Below are 16,403 nucleotides of genomic sequence, written 5' to 3' on the forward strand. Positions count from 1 at the left end.
CATCGCCTTTCTGTAACAGCTGACCGGAGGGATAAATTCCATGGCGCGGCAAAGAGTGTTCACCCTAGACTTGGGTAAACCCGCCATCGACACACAGATCCACGCCCGTCACAAAACTCGAGTCTTCTGACGCTAGAAACAAGGCGGCGCCGGCAATCTCCTCGGGACGCCCGAAACGGCCGAGAGGAACCCCGGCCTGCATGAAATCCTTCCATTCCTGAGAGGCGGGCCGGGTGAACGGCGTATCGATGGGGCCGGGGCTGATCACATTGACGCGAATGCCGCGGTCCTTGAGCTCCATGGTCCAGGTGCGGGCAAATGAGCGAACCGCCGCCTTGCTCGCGCAATATAGACCGGCGCCCGCCATCCCTTTGGTACCCGCGATCGAGCCATTCAGGATGATCGAGCCGCCATCGCTCATAAGGGGAAGCGCTTTTTGCACCGCGAACAAAACCCCTCGCACGTTGGTACTGAAGGTGGTGTGAAAGTCATCCAGGGTAGCGGTCGTGACATGCTCGGTGGCACTCGCCGGGGCACCTGCGCTGACAAACAGCACGTCGATGCGCCCGCGCTCGGCGCGCACCACGTCATACAACCGGTCCAGGTCCTCATTGCGAGCAATGTCGCCCTGAACACCGATCACGTCACCGCCAATGTCCTTCAACGCCTCATCGAGCATCGGCTGGCGTCGCCCGGTGATGACCACTTGCGCACCTTCCGCTGCAAAGCGCTTCGCCGTTGCGAGGGCCATGCCCGTCGTACCGCCGATGATCACGGTTACCTTGCCTTTAAGCTTCGACATTCAACTTACCTCTGCGCCCTGAAATGGATGTGTTTTCTGATTATTCAGGCGGACTGGCTGGTTTCCAATACGGAAACCTGTGATAGCTTTTATTCCATTCTGGAATTCACCGGTACTGAACGCAGGACATCCCCGATGGACCACATCAACCGAATGCAGCTGTTTGCCCGCGTGGTAGAAACCGGCAGCTTTTCCAGCGCGGGCAAAGCCGAAGGCGTTGCCCAATCCACCGTCAGCAAGGAGATATCGGCGCTCGAAAAGCGCCTGGGTGCCCAATTGATTCGTCGCAGCGCCCGGGGGCTGAGCGTCACGGAACAGGGTCGGTACTTTTATGATTTCGCGCTGGGCATGCTGGCGGATCTGGACGCAGCCGAAACGTGGATACGCACCGGTGACACTGCGCCAAGAGGACGAATCCGGGTGGCGGCGCCCGCCGTGTTATCCAGCCGATTCATCGCCCCTCACCTTCCTGAGCTGTTGCTGAAACATCCCGAGCTGTCGATCGATATGGAAGTGTCCGAGCGCTACGTGAGCCTGGTGGAGGATGGCATCGATGTGGCGGTCCGCATTGGCGTCCTGGAAGACTCAAGCCTGATCGCCCGGCGCATCGGCAGCCTTGAGCCCGTCGTCGTCGGCGCGCCGAGCTACCTGGCGGCCCGGGGCGTGCCTCGATCACCGACGGACCTTGAAACCCACGTGTGCCTTCCGTTCCTGTTTCAAGGCGGCTCCAAAACCTGGAAATTTCGCGGCCCGCAAGGAAACATCAACATTTCCCCCAGCTCGCGCTTGCGCACCAACGACGCCGAAAGCGTTCACGCCATCGCCCGCGCCGGGCTGGGGTTGGCCCAAGGCCCCAGGTGGATGTTTGCGCAAGACCTGGAGCAAGGAACGTTGGTCGCGGTGCTTGAGGACTATCGAGCTGACCTCGTGCCTATCCACGCGATTGCGTCGGGCAGTCGTCGCATGACCGGGGCCATCAAGGTATTGGTCGATTTTATTGCGCAGAAAATGGACGGAGTGCCGCATTTGCGCGTGGGCGGTAGATGAATGATTGCATGCGAACGCAGCACACGCCGCTTAAAAGCAAATGCCCCGAAAAGTCGGGGCATTCTCGGCACTTAACCGTTCGATTCGTGCGAGGCAAGTCTCTGACCAGTGTTTGCTTAACTGGTAAAAAACGCACCCTGCCGTGGAATCATCATTTGGCTTGGCGAAGTACCAGCTCTGACAGGCGAGTCTTGACCCGGAAGCAGAACTCACGAATTTGAAATTGATAAGCAGGCATGACCATATAGTTCAAGTCAGCGCCGATGGAGTCTTTGATCTCCATGTATTTAGCTGTTTTGGCGGCGATGACGCGGTATTCCGTCTCGTACTTATCGTAAGACGCTTTGCTGTAAAGCTTTAAAACATCCAGCTCTTTACGGCATTGCTCGGCACGACTTTGGTTCAAGTTCGTTTCCGATTCCGACTCAGCGGCTTGGGAAGAGGCAGCGCTTGGGGGAGCAGCATTGGCGTTCGCGTGTGCCGGTTCAGACTCATAGCGCACGGTCCAATTGGGTGGTGTCGCAGGTGTGGCTTCAGCAGGTGCTTCCTGGACAACGGCAGGAGGTGGGGTCACTACAGGCTTTTCTGGAGTTTTAGTAGCGCATCCCGCGAGGGCAAGTCCTACCGCTACAACGATGCCACACATTTTATCCATCGGTTCCACCAAAAAGTAATTACGGTTGGCTGAGTCGTTAGGTTCTGGGTAAAAGCAGTGATTCACTCAATGGTCGAGTGTGAGTTTTCTACCAGCCTCAAGGCGCTCAGCCTCTCTTCCTTGAGCGCACAGATACCCGATAATAGTAAAAAAACAAAGAGATGACGAGTAAAAGCTCATCAGAAAAGTCACAAGCCGGGTAGGACAATTACGGTGGACCGAACTGCTTTCGGAACGCCGGTGAAAAACCGTCTTTCGCTACCTGAACCCCAGAAACACAAAAGCCCCGCGAGTGCGGGGCTTTCGTATGAATCTTGGCGGGAAACCAGGGATTCGAACCCTGGGAACGCTATTAACGTTCGCCGGTTTTCAAGACCGGTGCATTCAACCACTCTGCCAATTTCCCTTGCGCATAACAGGATTATAGTAGCCCATCCTGTCTCAGCGGGCGCCATAATACCCGAATGAAACACACTGTCAAACTCTCGCCATAGCTTGTTACAGAGCGTCTGTTATGATCTTTGCGACTGAACGTTTCAAAACCGAAGGAGTGTCGCCATGCGCGAACAGAATTACGCAGTGAATGGTCACGCGCAGGCTGAGCAGCTTGAAGTCAGCCGCGTTTTGCGCAACACCTATGGCCTGCTCGCCCTTACCCTCGCCTTCAGCGGTGTAATGGCGTTCGTGGCGCAGCAGATGCGCGTCGGCTACCCGAATATCTTTGTCGTGCTGATCGGCTTCTATGGCCTGTTCTTCCTGACCAACAAGCTGCGCGACTCGGCCTGGGGCCTGGTGTCGGCATTTGCCTTGACCGGCTTCATGGGTTTTATTCTCGGTCCGATCCTCAACCGTTACCTCGGCATGGCCGGCGGCGCGGAAGTAGTCAGCTCGGCCTTCGCCATGACCGCCGTGGTATTCGGCGGCCTGTCGGCCTACGTACTGGTGACCCGCAAGGACATGAGCTTCCTCGGTGGTTTCATCACTGCAGGCTTCTTCGTGTTGCTGGCTGCCGTGGTCGCCAGCATGTTCTTCCAGATCAGCGGCCTGCAACTGGCGATCAGCGCGGGCTTCGTGCTGTTCTCCTCCGTGTGCATCCTGTTCCAGACCAGTGCCATCATCCACGGTGGTGAGCGCAACTACATCATGGCGACCATCAGCCTGTATGTATCGATCTACAACCTGTTCGTCAGCCTGTTGCAGATCTTCGGCATCATGGGTCGCGATGACTGATCCATACCCGCAATAAAAAATGCCCCGTATCGAAAGATACGGGGCATTTTTGTTGCCGCGCCACGTGAACAGGATCAGTACCGGTTGGGTTCCATTTCCAGTTCGACCTTGAAACGCTCGGCAATGTCCTGCTGGATACGCCGGGCCAGTTCTGCAATCTCCTGCCCCGTGGCGCCGCCATAGTTGACCAGCACGAGCGCCTGCAATTTATGCACGCCGGCATCGCCTTCACGAAAGCCCTTCCAGCCCGCCTTGTCGATCAACCAACCCGCGGCCAGTTTCATCTGCCCATCCGCTTGGGGGTAGGCCACCAGGTCCGGATAGCTCGCCTGCAACTCGGTCGCCAGCGCCTGAGAGACCAACGGGTTCTTGAAGAAGCTCCCGGCGTTGCCCAGTTCTGCCGGATCCGGCAGTTTTTCCCGGCGGATGCTGCAGATCGCTTGGCTGACATCACTGGGTGTTGCTTCAACGATGCCCTGCGCGGCCAGGCGTTGCCGCACCGGGCCGTAATCGAGCTTCAACTGGCCCGCACGGCTCAAGGCAAAACGCACGCGCAGAATCAACCAGCGACCGGTCTCATGCTTGAACAGGCTGTCACGGTAGGCAAAGTTGCACTCATCCAGGCTGAAATCGCGCAACTCGCCAGTATGGCGATCCAGTGTGGTCAGGCCGGCGAACACATCCTTGATCTCAACCCCGTAGGCGCCGATGTTCTGCATGGGCGCTGCGCCCACCGTGCCCGGGATCAGGCTGAGGTTTTCCAGGCCGCAGAACCCCTGCTCCAGGGTCCACAACACAAAGGGATGCCAAGGCTCGCCCGCCTCGGCTTCAACCACCACGTGCACACCGTCGTCGTGCAGCACGCGAATGCCCTGGGTGGCCATGCGCAGCACCAGCGCATCAATGTCCTGGGTCAGCAGCAAGTTGCTGCCGCCGCCGATCACCAGCAACGGCAAGTCGTGTGCCGCCGCACGCAGCAGGGCTTCGCGAACATCGGCATCACTGCGCGCCTCGGCAAACAACCGGGCACGCACGTCGATACCGAAGCTGTTGAACGGCTTGAGCGATACCTGCGCCCGCACCTGCAAGGTCATAACCGCCCCTTCAGTTCGATTACCAATGAGTCACACGCCTGCTCGATAAGGTCCAGCACCCGCTCGAAACCCTGCTCGCCTTCGTAGTAAGGGTCGGGGACTTCATCCACTTCGGCGTCATAGCGGCGCAGGAACAAATCCAGCTCGGCCTTGCCCTGCCCAGGCTGCATGGCCTTGAGGTTGCGCAGGTTGCTGTTGTCCATGGCCAGGATCAGGTCGTATCGCGAAAAATCGGCCCGGGAGACCTGCTGCGCGCGCTGCGCAGACAGATCGTAACCCCGCGCCCGCGCGGCACGCTGGCTGCGCTGGTCGGGCGGATTCCCGATATGCCATTCACCGGTGCCTGCGGAAGCGACCTCTACCTGCCCCGCCAACCCGGCATCGCGCAATTTCTGGCGCAGTACACCTTCTGCGGTAGGCGAGCGGCAGATGTTACCCAGGCACACGAACAGAACCTCCATCAGGCCCCCAGCAGGCGGCGGACGCGCTCGAGGTCTTCCGGAGTGTCGACACCCGCGGGCGGCGCTTCCAGGGCATCGCCGACATGGATACGCACGCCGTGCCACAAGGCACGCAATTGCTCCAGGGACTCGGTGTTCTCCAGCCAGCAAGGGCCCCAGCTGACAAAGTCATGCAGGAAACCGGCACGGTAGGCATAAATACCGATATGGCGGCGGTACGGCACACCGTGTGGCAAAACATCACGGCTCTTGGCGAAAGCATCGCGCGCCCACGGCAGCGTCGACCGGCTGAAGGTCAGCGCCAGGCCATTGATGTCGCTGACCACTTTCACCACGTTCGGGTTGAACAGGGTGTCGATGTCCTCGATGGGCTCAGCCAGGGTGGCCATGCGCGCTTCGCCGTGGGCCGCCAGGTTGGCCGCCACTTGGTCAATCACGCTGGGCGGGATCAAGGGTTCGTCGCCCTGCACGTTGACCACAATGGCATCGGGTGCCAAACCCAGCTGCGTGGCCACTTCGGCCAGGCGGTCGGTGCCGGAGTTGTGGTCTTCGCGGGTCAGCACCGCTTCGGCGCCGAACCCCTTGCAGGCCTCGATGATGCGCGGATCATCGGTGGCAACGACCACGCGCTCGGCGCTGCTTTTGCTGGCCTGCTCCCACACCAACTGGATCATCGGCTTGTTGCCGATCAGTTGCAGCGGCTTGCCCGGCAGGCGTGTAGAGGCATAGCGGGAGGGAATGACAACGGTAAAGGCAGTGGTCATTTATCCAGACGCTCGTCAGTGGTCAGGGTGCGAGCTTCGGTTTCCAGCATCACTGGAATGCCATCACGGATCGGGTACGCCAGACCGGCGCCCTTGCTGATCAGCTCGGTTTTATCGGCGCTCAGCTTGAGCGGGCCTTTGCAGATAGGGCAAGCGAGGATGTCGAGCAGTTTGGTGTCCATGGGTGTTTCCTGGATAAAAGCGTTTCAAGGCAAGAGGCGAGCGGGCAACAGGCGCATCAACTGCGTGTCGAACCAGGCGACGAACGCCGGCGACGGCACCGCATCCACCGCAAGGTACCACCAGTCTGGCCGGGCAAAAGTGCGGCACTTCACCGCGTCTTTCTCGGTCATGACCAGCGGCAATGACGGCGTAAAATTCAAGACCTCGGCGCTGTAGGGCGCGTGGTCGGCAAATGCATGGGGTATCGGCCGCCAGTGTAGCGTTTCAAGGGTATTGAAGAAACGTTGCGGATTACCGATGCCGGCCACCGCATGCACGGGCTGACCATTGGGGAAGTGATCCACCGACCGACGCTCGCCGGTCTGTAGATTGACCAAGGCCGTGGGTTGCAAGCGAAAGGCAAAACCGTCCTCCCGATCACTGGAGGCCCCGTTGTACAACAGCGCATCGACACTCTGCAGTCGCTCCACCGGTTCGCGCAACGGCCCGGCAGGCAGGCAGCGGCGGTTGCCCAGACCGCGGGCCGCATCGATCAGCACCAATTCAAGATCGCGCGCCAGGCGGTAGTGCTGCAAACCGTCGTCGGAGAGGATCAGGTCGAGGGGTTCGCTGGCCAGCAGCGCCTTGACCGCCCGACTGCGGTCGGGATCGATCATCAGCGGCACGCCGCTGCGCTGCACGATCAACAAGGGCTCATCCCCCGCGACATCGGCGCTGTGACTGGCCTCGACCCGCCAGGGCAGTTGCGGCGGCTTGGCACCGTAGCCTCGGCTGACCACACCCACGCGCAAGCCGCTGCGCTGGCAGTGCTCGATCAGCCACAGGATCAGCGGGGTCTTGCCGGTGCCGCCCACGGTGATATTGCCGACCACCACCACCGGCACCGGCGATTGATAAATCTCGCCTTCGCCCGCCACGAAGCGCGCGCGTTTGCGCTGCACGACCCGGCGATATAACGATTCCAGTGGCCGCAACAGCGCCAGGGCAGGATGACCTTCGTACCAGGCTTTTAGCAGACGATCGGACATAGTCATCAGGGTTGGCTCGCCGCCTCGACGGTGCTCATGCGCAGATGACTGAAACCAAGCTTGCCGGCAGCATCCATCGCAGTGACCACGGCCTGGTGCTGGGTCTTGCCATCGGCGCTGATGGAAAGCGGCATTTTGGTATCACCGCCTGACTCCTTCTGCAGCGCTTCCATCAGGCTGGCAAGGTCATTTTTCTCCAACACCTGGTTGTTCACCGAAAACACCCCGTCGGCGCTGATGGCGATGTCCAGCGTCTTGACTTCCTGATCCTCGGCGGGCGAACCGCTCACCGCTTCCGGCAGGTCGACGCGCAGTTGGGTCTGGCGGGTGAAGGTGGTGGTCACGACAAAAAACAGCAGCAGGATAAACACCACGTCGATCAGCGACGCGAGGTTGATATCGACATTTTCCCGTTGCTTGCGGCGAAATCTCACGCTTTGCCCCCAACCAGGTCCACGTCACGGTCGCCCTGCACCACTTCCACCAGCTTGATGGCTTCCTGCTCCATGCCGACCACCAGCTCATCGATGCGTCGTTGCAGGAAACGGTGAAAGAACACCGACGGAATACCCACCATCAGGCCCGCCGCCGTGGTGATCAGTGCCTTGGAAATACCGCCGGCCAGTACGGCGGCGTTGGTGGTCATGCCCGAGCCCATGAACGAGCTGAAAATATCGATCATGCCCAACACCGTGCCGAGCAAGCCAAGCAATGGCGCCATCGCAGCGATAGTGCCGAGGGCGTTGATGTAACGCTCCAGTTCATGGATGACCCGGGCGGCAGCCTCCTCGATGCACTCTTTCATGATCTCGCGACCATGTTTAGAGTTGGCCAGGCCCGCCGCGAGGATCTCACCCAGGGGCGAGTTGGCGCGCAGTTCCTTGAGCTTGTCTTTATCCAGCTGTTTGTTCTTGATCCAGCCCCAGACCTGCCCCAGCAAATGTTCAGGGGTGACGCGGCTGGCACGCAGGGTCCACAGGCGTTCGGCGACGATGCCGAGAGCGGCGATGGAACTCAAGATGATCGGCAACATCATCCAGCCGCCGGATTTGACCAATTCCCACACAGTGAATGTCCCCTCGAAAAAGTGCGCCACTTTACCATATAGGTTCCGTGACGGGGTTCGTCGACCATCGTGCCGCCTGTCGCGGACGACCGCTGGGATCAGGGTGGCGGTTCACGCCAGAAGCGACGTTGATCCCGGGCAACCACCGGCGCTGCAAACGCCCCCAGTTGCAAGCGGATAGCCCCTTGTTCGGCACTGTCGTAGACCCGGGTACCCAACGCCCGATACCGCGCCAGAACCTCCGCATGCGGATGGCCGAACGCATTGCCGCGTCCGCGGGAAATCAGCACCGACGTGGGCGCAACGCGTTGCAGAAACGTCCCTGAAGAAGAGCTGCGACTGCCATGATGCGGCGCTTGCAGCCAGTCGCTGGGCCCCGCGAGCGGTGAGGCGAGCAAGGCCTGTTCGGCGGCACGATCGATATCGCCCGTCAACAGCAGGCTTTCACCTTTGGCCTGGATTCGCAGCACACAGGATTTGGCATTGCCGTCAGTCGCTTGCGGCCACTGCCACAGCTCGAATACCACGCCATCCCAGCTCCACGACTCGCCACTGACACAGGACTGAGTCCTCAGGAACGCCGGCAGTCCTTCCGTTTCCCCGCCGACCACCCGCGTGATCGGCAGCCCCCGGGCCACCGTCGCCGCTCCGCCTGCGTGATCGGCATCGGCGTGACTGAGCAACATCATGTCCAGTCGCCCTACTCCCAGCTTTTTCAAGGTCGGCAGTACCACACGGGCCCCAAGGTCCATTTCGCCAGCTCGCGGTCCGGCGTCGTAGAGCAAGGTGTGGTGCCGCGTACGCAGGATCAATGCCAAGCCCTGCCCGACGTCCAGTTGCAGCACGTCCACTTGCCCATGGGGCACCGATTCGCGCGGAGGAAACACCGCCAGCATCAGCATCGGCCAACCGAGCAACCGGAACGGCACGCCCTTTGGCAGCAGCAACATGACCGTCCCCGCCAGGCTGACCCACCAATAACCCACCGGCACCTCGGCGGGCAACCACGCGGGCGCCTTCATGGCCAATAGCGCCAGCGCCTTGAAACCGATATCCAGCGCCCCGCCGGCCAGCCACAACAGGCTCTCCCCCAGCAGGGGCACCGGCAACAGCAGCGTGCCCGACAGGGCCAGCGGCAATACCACCAGGCTGATCCACGGCACGGCTAAGAGATTGGCCAGCGGCGCACTGAGGCTGATGGGCAACCCCAGCACCAGTAACAGCGGAAACAGGCCAATCGCGATCAACCACTGGGGTCGGGTCCAGGCCTGCCAGACGCTCCACGGCCCCAGGCGCCCGCTGAACGTCAAGATCAACACCGCCACGGCGGCGAACGACAACCAGAACCCCGGCTGCAGGCTGGCCAACGGTTCGAGGATCAACACACCGTTGAACGCCAGCAATAACGGCCACCAGCTCCCCAGATGCCGAAATCGCAGACGCCACAACAACACCAGCCCGACCATCACACACGCGCGCTGCACCGGCACTCCGAACCCGGCCAGCAAGCCGTAGCCCAGCGCGGCGGCAAAGGCCAGCGCGCAGGCCCAGGGCAACCATGGCCAGCCGGGAGGCCACCACCCCAAACGCGCCAGGCCGGCCACCAGCCCGTAGATGAGACCGGCCAGCAAACCGATGTGCTGCCCGGAAATCACTAGCAAGTGCACGGTGCCGGTGTCCTGCAACACCCGCCAATCCTCGGCTGCCAAACCGGAACCATCGCCCAGCACCAAGGCCGTCAGACCAGCCTCGCGCCCCTGGGCATCGACCGTCATCAGCCGTTGCCGCAACGTGTCACGCCAGGCGTTGCGCGCCGGGCCCAGGCGCTCGCCGTCCTTCACCGAAGCGGTGGCACCGATTCTCTGGGCGAGCAACCAGACTTCACGATCGAAACCGTGGAAATTCAACAGGCCCGCAGGCCGTCGAAGCTTCAGGGCCAAACGCCAGCGTTCGCCGCTGCGCACCACCGGCCCACCGTGCCAGGACACCCGAATACGCTTGGGCAGGCGGGCATTGCGCGACCGGCCGTCGGCCAGTTCGAAACGCACCCCGCTGCCGGTTTGCTGCGGCAAGCCGATAACCCGCCCCTCCACCCAACGAGTCTGCCCGTCCAGCGCCGGGCTCAGACGGTCATCCAGCGCTGATTGCGCGCTGAAACAGGCCCAACTCAAGCCCAGCAGGAAAAACGCCAGCGGATAGGTCCTAAACGGCAAGGCCATCAATGCCACTATCGCCATGGCCAGCAGCCAGCCCCCATGGGGCAATGCCGGCAAAAAACGCAGGGACAACAGCCCCAACGCACACGCAAACATCCCTGCTTTCATGAATCATCCCTTCCAAGTGATCCACCCAGTCTTGGTCGGGTTTGCCGTGTGCCCTATGACGTTTTGTCACAAAGTCTGAATTTTCTGTTTATAGAATGCGGGCATACTTGCCCCTCGAACTGACCTGGACCCCTTATGCCCCGGCGCTTATTCAAACGGTACATGCCCGATCCCAGCAGTATCAGGGAACATAAGTCATTACAATTTCTCGGCACTCTGCTGCACGACCCCAACCTCTGGCACCTGAATCGGCACTCGGTGGCACGGGCCATGGCCGTGGGCCTGTTCGCAGCCTTCATCCCGATTCCGTTACAGATGTTATTGGCAGCCGTGCTGGCCATCGTCGTGCGCGGCAATATGCCGATCGCCGTCAGCCTGGTGTGGCTGACCAACCCGCTCACCATGCCGGTGGTGTTCCTGTGCACCTACATGACCGGCGCGTGGTTGATGAATGTGCCGCCGCGCAGCCTTCCCGATGATCTCACCTGGGAATGGATCAGCGGTCAGTTGAGCACGCTGTGGCAACCCTTCCTGCTGGGGTCGGTGGTGCTGGGACTGGTGCTGGGCCTGCTGGCCTATTGCCTGACCATGGGTTACTGGCGCTGGTGGGTCGCCCACCAGTGGAAGAAGCGCAAACAGCGTCGCCACTGAACGCCGCCGCCTCTTCAAGCGCAGGCCGGCCCAAGCCTCTCATCACCCCAGGATTGCCGTCTGTCATCAATTTGCAAGATTCCGAACCGCGCAAATGGCTACACTGCGCAGGTGGCGCGGGCCGGATGCCTGCGCGGGATATTGATAACAGTGTGGTAGCAGGAGAGTGGCGTGCATAGAAGAATGGGGATAAAAGGCCGCGTACTGTTGCTGACCTTATTACCGACCAGCCTCATGGCCTTGTTGTTGGGCGGTTATTTCACCTGGATGCAGCTCTCGGAACTGCAAACCCAGTTGCTGCAACGTGGCGAAATGATCGCCGAACAGCTGGCACCGTTGGTGGCGCCGGCCCTGAGCAGCAGAAATGCCGATTTGCTCGAGCGCATCGCCACCCAGTCCCTGGAGCAGCCGGACGTACGCACCGTGTCCTTTCTGGCCCCGGACCGTGCGCCCCTGGCCCACGCAGGCCCGACCATGCTCAACCAGCCTCCGGTCGGCAACAGCTCTCACCTGCTGCAGCGCACCGGCAATGACGCTACGCGCTATCTGCTGCCGGTGTTTGGCCGCCATCGCAACCTCGCCGGCGAGGTGATTCCCGATGAGGCCGACCGCCTGCTGGGCTGGGTCGAGGTGGAGTTGTCCCACAACGGCATGCTGCTGCGTGGCTATCGCAGCCTGTTCGCCAGCCTGCTGTTGATCGCCATCGGCCTGACCTGCACCGCCGCCCTGGCGCTGCGCATCAGCCGCACCATCAACGCGCCCATCGGGCAGATCAAACAGGCCGTTGCCCAACTCAAGGACGGCAACCTGGAAACGCGCTTGCCGCCCTTGGGCAGCCAGGAGCTGGACCAGTTGGCCTCGGGCATCAATCGCATGGCCGAAACCCTGCAAAACGCCCAGGAAGAATTGCAACACAGCATCGACCAGGCCACCGAAGACGTGCGCCAGAACCTGGAAACCATTGAAATCCAGAACATCGAGCTCGACCTGGCGCGCAAAGAGGCTCTGGAAGCCAGCCGCATCAAGTCGGAATTCCTGGCCAACATGAGCCATGAGATCCGTACTCCGCTCAACGGCATCCTCGGTTTCACGCACCTGCTGCAAAAAAGCGAGTTGTCGCCGCGCCAGCTGGATTACCTGGGCACCATCGAGAAATCCGCCGACAACCTGCTGGGCATCATCAATGAAATCCTCGACTTCTCGAAGATCGAAGCCGGCAAGCTGGTGCTGGACAGCGTGCCGTTCAACCTGCGGGACCTGCTGCAAGACACCCTGACCATCCTGGCCCCCGCTGCCCACGCCAAACAGCTCGAACTGGTGAGCCTGGTGTACCGCGACACGCCGCTGGCGCTGGTGGGCGACCCGCTGCGGCTCAAGCAGATCCTCACCAACCTGATCAGCAACGCGATCAAGTTCACCCGTGAAGGCACCATCGTGGCCCGCGCCATGATCGAGGACGAGCAGGAAGACAGCGTGCAGTTGCGCATCAGCGTGCAGGACACCGGTATCGGCCTGTCCAGCCAGGACGTGCGCGCCCTGTTCCAGGCCTTCAGCCAGGCCGACAATTCGCTGTCGCGCCAACCGGGCGGCACTGGCCTGGGACTGGTGATTTCCAAACGCCTGATCGAACAGATGGGTGGCGAAATCGGCGTGGACAGCACGCCGGGCGAAGGCTCGGAATTCTGGATCAGCCTGAGCCTGCCCAAAACCCGCGACGACGTCGAAGACCTGCCCGCCGCGCCACTGCTGGGCCGTCGCGTGGCCGTGCTGGAAAACCACGAACTGGCGCGCCAGGCGCTGCAACATCAACTGGAAGATTGCGGCCTGCAGGTGACGCCGTTCAACAGCCTGGAAAACCTGACCAATGGCATCACCAGCGCCCATCAGACCGAGCAGGCCATCGACCTCGCCGTGCTGGGCGTCACCGCCAATGACATTCCTCCCGAACGCCTCAACCAGCACCTGTGGGACCTCGAACACCTGGGTTGCAAGGTGCTGGTGCTGTGCCCTACCACCGAACAGATGCTGTTCAACCAGTCGGTGCCCAACCCCAACAGCCAGCTCCAGGCCAAACCGGCCTGTACGCGCAAATTGCGTCGCTCCCTGGCCGACCTGATCAGCCCGCGCCCATCGCGCAACGAGCCCGGCGAGCCGCTGGCCAGCCGCGCGCCGCGGATACTCTGCGTCGACGACAACCCGGCCAACCTGCTGCTGGTGCAAACCCTGCTGGAAGACATGGGCGCCAAGGTACAGGCCGTGGAAAGCGGCTATGCGGCTATCGACGCAGTCAAACAGGAAACCTTCGACCTGGTGCTGATGGACGTACAGATGCCCGGCATGGACGGTCGCCAGAGCACCGAGGCGATTCGCCAGTGGGAAAGCGAGCGCCATGGCACGCCGCTGCCGGTGGTGGCGCTCACCGCCCACGCCATGGCCAACGAAAAGCGCGCCCTGCTGCAAAGCGGCATGGACGACTACCTGACCAAGCCCATCAGCGAACGCCAACTGGCCCAGGTGGTGCTCAAGTGGACCGGCCTGGCCCTGCGCAACCAGGGGCCGGAACGTTCAGCCGACAACCTGGGCCCAGGCCTGCAACTGCCAGTGCTGGACCACGAGGAGGGCCTGCGCCTGGCAGCCGGCAAGACCGACCTGGCGGCGGACATGCTCGCCATGCTGCTGGCTTCCCTGGAAGCCGATCGTATTGCGATCCGCGTCGCCCGTGATGCCAATGACAACACGGCCCTGATCGAACGGGTCCACCGCCTGCACGGCGCCACTCGCTATTGCGGCGTGCCGCAACTGCGCGCGGCCTGCCAGCGCGCCGAAACCCTGCTCAAGCAGGACGACGCCAAGGCCCTGGCTGCGCTGGACGAGTTGGACATGGCCATCGCCCGGTTGGCCAGCGAGGCGCGGGTCAGCGCTTGATACAGTTTTATGGCATGCAGGAGAAACTGTGGGAGCGAGCTTGCTCGCGATTGCGGTCTTTCAGTCATTGATGAGGTGACTGACCCGCCACTTTCGCGGGCAAGCCCGCTCCCACAGGGTCATGGGGTTATTTTATGAGTGCAGGGAGCCTTTGATGCGTGTCATTCTTTTCAGCAGCCAGGCCTACGACCGCGAGAGTTTTCTCGGCGAACCACTGGCGTCAGGTCTGGAACTGCATTTCCAGCCTGCCCGGCTCAACCTCGACACCGTCGCGCTGGCCAACGGCCACGAGGCGGTCTGCGCCTTTATCAATGACGACCTCAGCGCACCGGTGCTGGAACAGTTGGCCAAGGGCGGCACGCGCTTGATTGCCCTGCGCTCTGCCGGCTACAACCATGTCGACCTGCCCGCCGCCAGTCGCCTGGGCCTGAGCGTCGTGCGGGTGCCGGCCTATTCGCCTCACGCGGTCGCCGAACACGCCGTGGCATTGATCCTGGCCCTCAACCGCCGCCTGCACCGTGCCTATAACCGTACCCGTGACGGCGACTTCACGCTGCACGGCCTCACCGGCTTCGACCTGGTGGGCAAGACCGTCGGCGTGGTCGGCACCGGGCAGATCGGTGCCACCTTCGCCACAATCATGTCCGGTTTCGGCTGCCAGTTGCTCGCCCATGACCCCTTCCCCAACCCTCAGGTCCAGGCGCTTGGTGCCCGCTACGTGAGCTTGCCCGAGCTGCTGGCCCAGGCGCAGATCATCAGCCTGCATTGCCCGCTGACCACCGACAGCAAACACCTGATCAACGCCCACTCCCTGGCGCACATGCAGCCCGGTGCCATGCTGATCAACACCGGGCGCGGTGGTCTGGTGGATACGCCGGCACTGATCGACGCCCTCAAGGACGGCCAGCTCGGCTACCTGGGGCTGGATGTCTACGAGGAAGAAGCCCAGCTGTTTTTCGAAGACCGCTCCGACCTGCCCTTGCAGGACGACGTGCTCGCGCGCCTGCTGACCTTTCCCAACGTGATCATCACCGCGCACCAGGCGTTCCTCACCCGTGAGGCCCTGGCGGCGATTGCCGGCACGACCTTGGCCAACATCCTTGCCTGGGCTGAGGGTCGGGCACAGAACCTTGTCGACGGGTGATCAGCGGTCACATACCACGCTCATGATGAGCAGGCACCCGTGATAGGATGCCGCGCCTATTTGGAGGACCCATGGCCGAACACGATTTCCGCTTCAGCTTGCTGAGCCCGCAACATACTCTGATCGAATGCCGCGCCCTGGTGCCGGGCCGTTACCAGGTCACCGGCAGCGGTGGATCGATCAAGCACGGCGACGTGTTGATCGTCACCCTGCGCGGCAGTAAAACCCTGTCGATGCGCCTCACCGTCGAAGGTGACGCACGCTACTCCATCCGCCCTGCCGGTCAATGGGTTGCCATGGCCCGGGGGCCGCAGTTCGGTGAACTGGAGATTCACACCTGGAAGGTCAACTGCGACAGCTGCGAAAACGTGCTGGAGTTTGAGTTCGCGGTGGAAACCAAGCTGACCAAAGAACCGTTGCAACCGGCCGCCAATGCCCGCATCAAAGAGCTGGGCTGGGCCAGCGAAGGCGACAAGCACCGCTGCCCGAAATGCCAGCAGGCCGCGCAATGAAAGGCCTGCTTCTGCTCGCCGCCGGGCTGGCCTTGACCGGCTGCGCCGGTGATGCGGTCAAGCTCAAGCAGGATCACAGCTACGTGGTGGAATGGATTGGTGAGCGGCCACTGATGGATTACGCGCACCTGACCGTGACACTCGGCGCGGATGGCCGTGCCTATGGCAACGGCGGTTGCAACCACTGGTTTGCCCCCTACAGCGTGAACGGCGACAAACTCACTTTCGGCAAGCTCGGCAGCACCCGCAAACTCTGCGCCGAAGCCTTGATGGAACAGGAACACCGCTTCTTCCAGGCCCTGCAAGGCGTCGAACGCTGGGATATTTCGCCTATCGAACAGACGCGCTTCTGGCCGGCACAAGGCAAGCCGATTCGTTTGTGGCTCGAAGAGGGCTGATACTGGCCACTTGCAATCCACTGTGGGACCAGGCTTGTGTGGGAGCGGGGTTGTTCTCCCACCCCGAATTTCCGCCCCAAACTTTTCCCCCCCCCTCCCCCTTTCCTCACCAACCCCCC

17 protein-coding genes and 1 tRNA gene are annotated in these 16,403 nt (G+C 61.7%); 7 read left to right on the forward strand and 11 right to left on the reverse strand.

The features are described 5' to 3' along the window. Positions 1–64: 64 nt before the first annotated feature. The gene (locus ACW9IB_RS08900) at positions 65–802 is read right to left on the reverse strand and encodes an SDR family NAD(P)-dependent oxidoreductase (protein ID WP_457364089.1); all 738 of its coding nucleotides are present in this window, start codon (positions 800–802) and stop codon (positions 65–67) included. Positions 803–829: 27 nt separating this feature from the next. Between ACW9IB_RS08900 and ACW9IB_RS08905 the strand changes: the two genes are divergently transcribed. Continuing rightward, complete coding sequence (locus tag ACW9IB_RS08905; protein ID WP_457413286.1) at positions 830–1,849, forward strand: LysR family transcriptional regulator; 1,020 nt, start codon at positions 830–832, stop codon at positions 1,847–1,849. Positions 1,850–2,000: 151 nt separating this feature from the next. On the opposite strand, the gene ACW9IB_RS08910 is transcribed toward ACW9IB_RS08905, so the two are convergent. Continuing rightward, the gene (locus ACW9IB_RS08910; RefSeq protein WP_457364091.1) at positions 2,001–2,504 is read right to left on the reverse strand and encodes a hypothetical protein; all 504 of its coding nucleotides are present in this window, start codon (positions 2,502–2,504) and stop codon (positions 2,001–2,003) included. Between the two features lie 315 nt (positions 2,505–2,819). Further along, positions 2,820–2,910: transfer RNA gene (locus ACW9IB_RS08915), tRNA-Ser, on the reverse strand. A 152-nt stretch (positions 2,911–3,062) separates the two neighbouring features. Between ACW9IB_RS08915 and ACW9IB_RS08920 the strand changes: the two genes are divergently transcribed. Continuing rightward, positions 3,063–3,734 carry a Bax inhibitor-1/YccA family protein gene (locus tag ACW9IB_RS08920; RefSeq protein WP_457364092.1) on the forward strand — a complete coding sequence of 224 codons (672 nt, stop codon included), beginning with the start codon at positions 3,063–3,065 and terminating at the stop codon, positions 3,732–3,734. Positions 3,735–3,808: 74 nt separating this feature from the next. Here ACW9IB_RS08920 and murB read toward each other — a convergent pair whose 3' ends face one another. The 8 genes from murB to ACW9IB_RS08960 form a co-directional block, all read right to left on the reverse strand. Continuing rightward, the gene (murB, locus tag ACW9IB_RS08925; RefSeq protein ID WP_457413288.1) at positions 3,809–4,828 is read right to left on the reverse strand and encodes a UDP-N-acetylmuramate dehydrogenase; all 1,020 of its coding nucleotides are present in this window, start codon (positions 4,826–4,828) and stop codon (positions 3,809–3,811) included. After that, entirely contained in the window at positions 4,825–5,289 is a 465-nt protein-coding gene (locus tag ACW9IB_RS08930) for a low molecular weight protein-tyrosine-phosphatase (protein ID WP_457364094.1), read from the reverse strand. The genes murB and ACW9IB_RS08930 overlap by 4 nt, the downstream gene beginning before the upstream one ends. Beyond that, a complete protein-coding gene (kdsB, locus tag ACW9IB_RS08935) occupies positions 5,289–6,053 on the reverse strand; it encodes a 3-deoxy-manno-octulosonate cytidylyltransferase (RefSeq protein WP_457413289.1) in 765 nt (254 codons plus the stop codon). The genes ACW9IB_RS08930 and kdsB overlap by 1 nt, the downstream gene beginning before the upstream one ends. Then, on the reverse strand, positions 6,050–6,235 hold the full coding sequence (locus ACW9IB_RS08940; RefSeq protein ID WP_187677807.1) for a Trm112 family protein: 186 nt from the start codon (positions 6,233–6,235) through the stop codon (positions 6,050–6,052). The genes kdsB and ACW9IB_RS08940 overlap by 4 nt, the downstream gene beginning before the upstream one ends. A gap of 24 nt (positions 6,236–6,259) precedes the next feature. Then, the gene (gene lpxK / locus ACW9IB_RS08945; RefSeq protein ID WP_457413290.1) at positions 6,260–7,270 is read right to left on the reverse strand and encodes a tetraacyldisaccharide 4'-kinase; all 1,011 of its coding nucleotides are present in this window, start codon (positions 7,268–7,270) and stop codon (positions 6,260–6,262) included. Next, positions 7,270–7,698 (reverse strand): ExbD/TolR family protein, encoded by a 429-nt coding sequence (locus ACW9IB_RS08950; RefSeq protein WP_457364097.1) that lies wholly within the window; start codon positions 7,696–7,698, stop codon positions 7,270–7,272. The genes lpxK and ACW9IB_RS08950 overlap by 1 nt, the downstream gene beginning before the upstream one ends. Next, entirely contained in the window at positions 7,695–8,330 is a 636-nt protein-coding gene (locus tag ACW9IB_RS08955) for a MotA/TolQ/ExbB proton channel family protein (protein WP_065940046.1), read from the reverse strand. Before ACW9IB_RS08955 ends, ACW9IB_RS08950 begins: the two co-directional genes overlap by 4 nt. A 98-nt stretch (positions 8,331–8,428) precedes the next feature. Beyond that, complete coding sequence (locus ACW9IB_RS08960; protein WP_457413291.1) at positions 8,429–10,654, reverse strand: DNA internalization-related competence protein ComEC/Rec2; 2,226 nt, start codon at positions 10,652–10,654, stop codon at positions 8,429–8,431. A 135-nt stretch (positions 10,655–10,789) separates the two neighbouring features. Here ACW9IB_RS08960 and ACW9IB_RS08965 point away from each other — a divergent pair, with 135 nt between their 5' ends. The 5 genes from ACW9IB_RS08965 (at position 10,790) to ACW9IB_RS08985 (ending at position 16,284) form a co-directional block, all read left to right on the forward strand. Then, entirely contained in the window at positions 10,790–11,305 is a 516-nt protein-coding gene (locus tag ACW9IB_RS08965; protein ID WP_457413293.1) for a DUF2062 domain-containing protein, read from the forward strand. A 183-nt stretch (positions 11,306–11,488) separates the two neighbouring features. Then, positions 11,489–14,230 (forward strand): response regulator, encoded by a 2,742-nt coding sequence (locus ACW9IB_RS08970; protein WP_457413296.1) that lies wholly within the window; start codon positions 11,489–11,491, stop codon positions 14,228–14,230. Between the two features lie 154 nt (positions 14,231–14,384). Continuing rightward, complete coding sequence (locus tag ACW9IB_RS08975) at positions 14,385–15,374, forward strand: 2-hydroxyacid dehydrogenase (RefSeq protein ID WP_457413295.1); 990 nt, start codon at positions 14,385–14,387, stop codon at positions 15,372–15,374. A gap of 71 nt (positions 15,375–15,445) precedes the next feature. After that, positions 15,446–15,886 carry a hypothetical protein gene (locus tag ACW9IB_RS08980; protein ID WP_457364102.1) on the forward strand — a complete coding sequence of 147 codons (441 nt, stop codon included), beginning with the start codon at positions 15,446–15,448 and terminating at the stop codon, positions 15,884–15,886. Continuing rightward, on the forward strand, positions 15,883–16,284 hold the full coding sequence (locus tag ACW9IB_RS08985; RefSeq protein WP_457364103.1) for an META domain-containing protein: 402 nt from the start codon (positions 15,883–15,885) through the stop codon (positions 16,282–16,284). Before ACW9IB_RS08980 ends, ACW9IB_RS08985 begins: the two co-directional genes overlap by 4 nt. Positions 16,285–16,403 lie beyond the last annotated feature (119 nt).

It is taken from the genome of Pseudomonas sp. SDO524_S393 (genome assembly GCF_054071875.1).

What these genes read in the sequence shown, in the direction of transcription:
- ACW9IB_RS08900 (WP_457364089.1), bottom strand. Translation starts at nt 802, where the DNA reads ATGTCGAAGCTTAAAGGCAAGGTAACCGTGATCATCGGCGGTACGACG.
- ACW9IB_RS08905 (WP_457413286.1), top strand. Translation starts at nt 830, where the DNA reads ATGTGTTTTCTGATTATTCAGGCGGACTGGCTGGTTTCCAATACGGAA.
- ACW9IB_RS08910 (WP_457364091.1), bottom strand. Translation starts at nt 2,504, where the DNA reads ATGGATAAAATGTGTGGCATCGTTGTAGCGGTAGGACTTGCCCTCGCG.
- ACW9IB_RS08920 (WP_457364092.1), top strand. Translation starts at nt 3,063, where the DNA reads ATGCGCGAACAGAATTACGCAGTGAATGGTCACGCGCAGGCTGAGCAG.
- murB (WP_457413288.1), bottom strand. Translation starts at nt 4,828, where the DNA reads ATGACCTTGCAGGTGCGGGCGCAGGTATCGCTCAAGCCGTTCAACAGC.
- ACW9IB_RS08930 (WP_457364094.1), bottom strand. Translation starts at nt 5,289, where the DNA reads ATGGAGGTTCTGTTCGTGTGCCTGGGTAACATCTGCCGCTCGCCTACC.
- kdsB (WP_457413289.1), bottom strand. Translation starts at nt 6,053, where the DNA reads ATGACCACTGCCTTTACCGTTGTCATTCCCTCCCGCTATGCCTCTACA.
- ACW9IB_RS08940 (WP_187677807.1), bottom strand. Translation starts at nt 6,235, where the DNA reads ATGGACACCAAACTGCTCGACATCCTCGCTTGCCCTATCTGCAAAGGC.
- lpxK (WP_457413290.1), bottom strand. Translation starts at nt 7,270, where the DNA reads ATGACTATGTCCGATCGTCTGCTAAAAGCCTGGTACGAAGGTCATCCT.
- ACW9IB_RS08960 (WP_457413291.1), bottom strand. Translation starts at nt 10,654, where the DNA reads ATGAAAGCAGGGATGTTTGCGTGTGCGTTGGGGCTGTTGTCCCTGCGT.
- ACW9IB_RS08965 (WP_457413293.1), top strand. Translation starts at nt 10,790, where the DNA reads ATGCCCCGGCGCTTATTCAAACGGTACATGCCCGATCCCAGCAGTATC.
- ACW9IB_RS08970 (WP_457413296.1), top strand. Translation starts at nt 11,489, where the DNA reads ATGGGGATAAAAGGCCGCGTACTGTTGCTGACCTTATTACCGACCAGC.
- ACW9IB_RS08975 (WP_457413295.1), top strand. Translation starts at nt 14,385, where the DNA reads ATGCGTGTCATTCTTTTCAGCAGCCAGGCCTACGACCGCGAGAGTTTT.
- ACW9IB_RS08980 (WP_457364102.1), top strand. Translation starts at nt 15,446, where the DNA reads ATGGCCGAACACGATTTCCGCTTCAGCTTGCTGAGCCCGCAACATACT.
- ACW9IB_RS08985 (WP_457364103.1), top strand. Translation starts at nt 15,883, where the DNA reads ATGAAAGGCCTGCTTCTGCTCGCCGCCGGGCTGGCCTTGACCGGCTGC.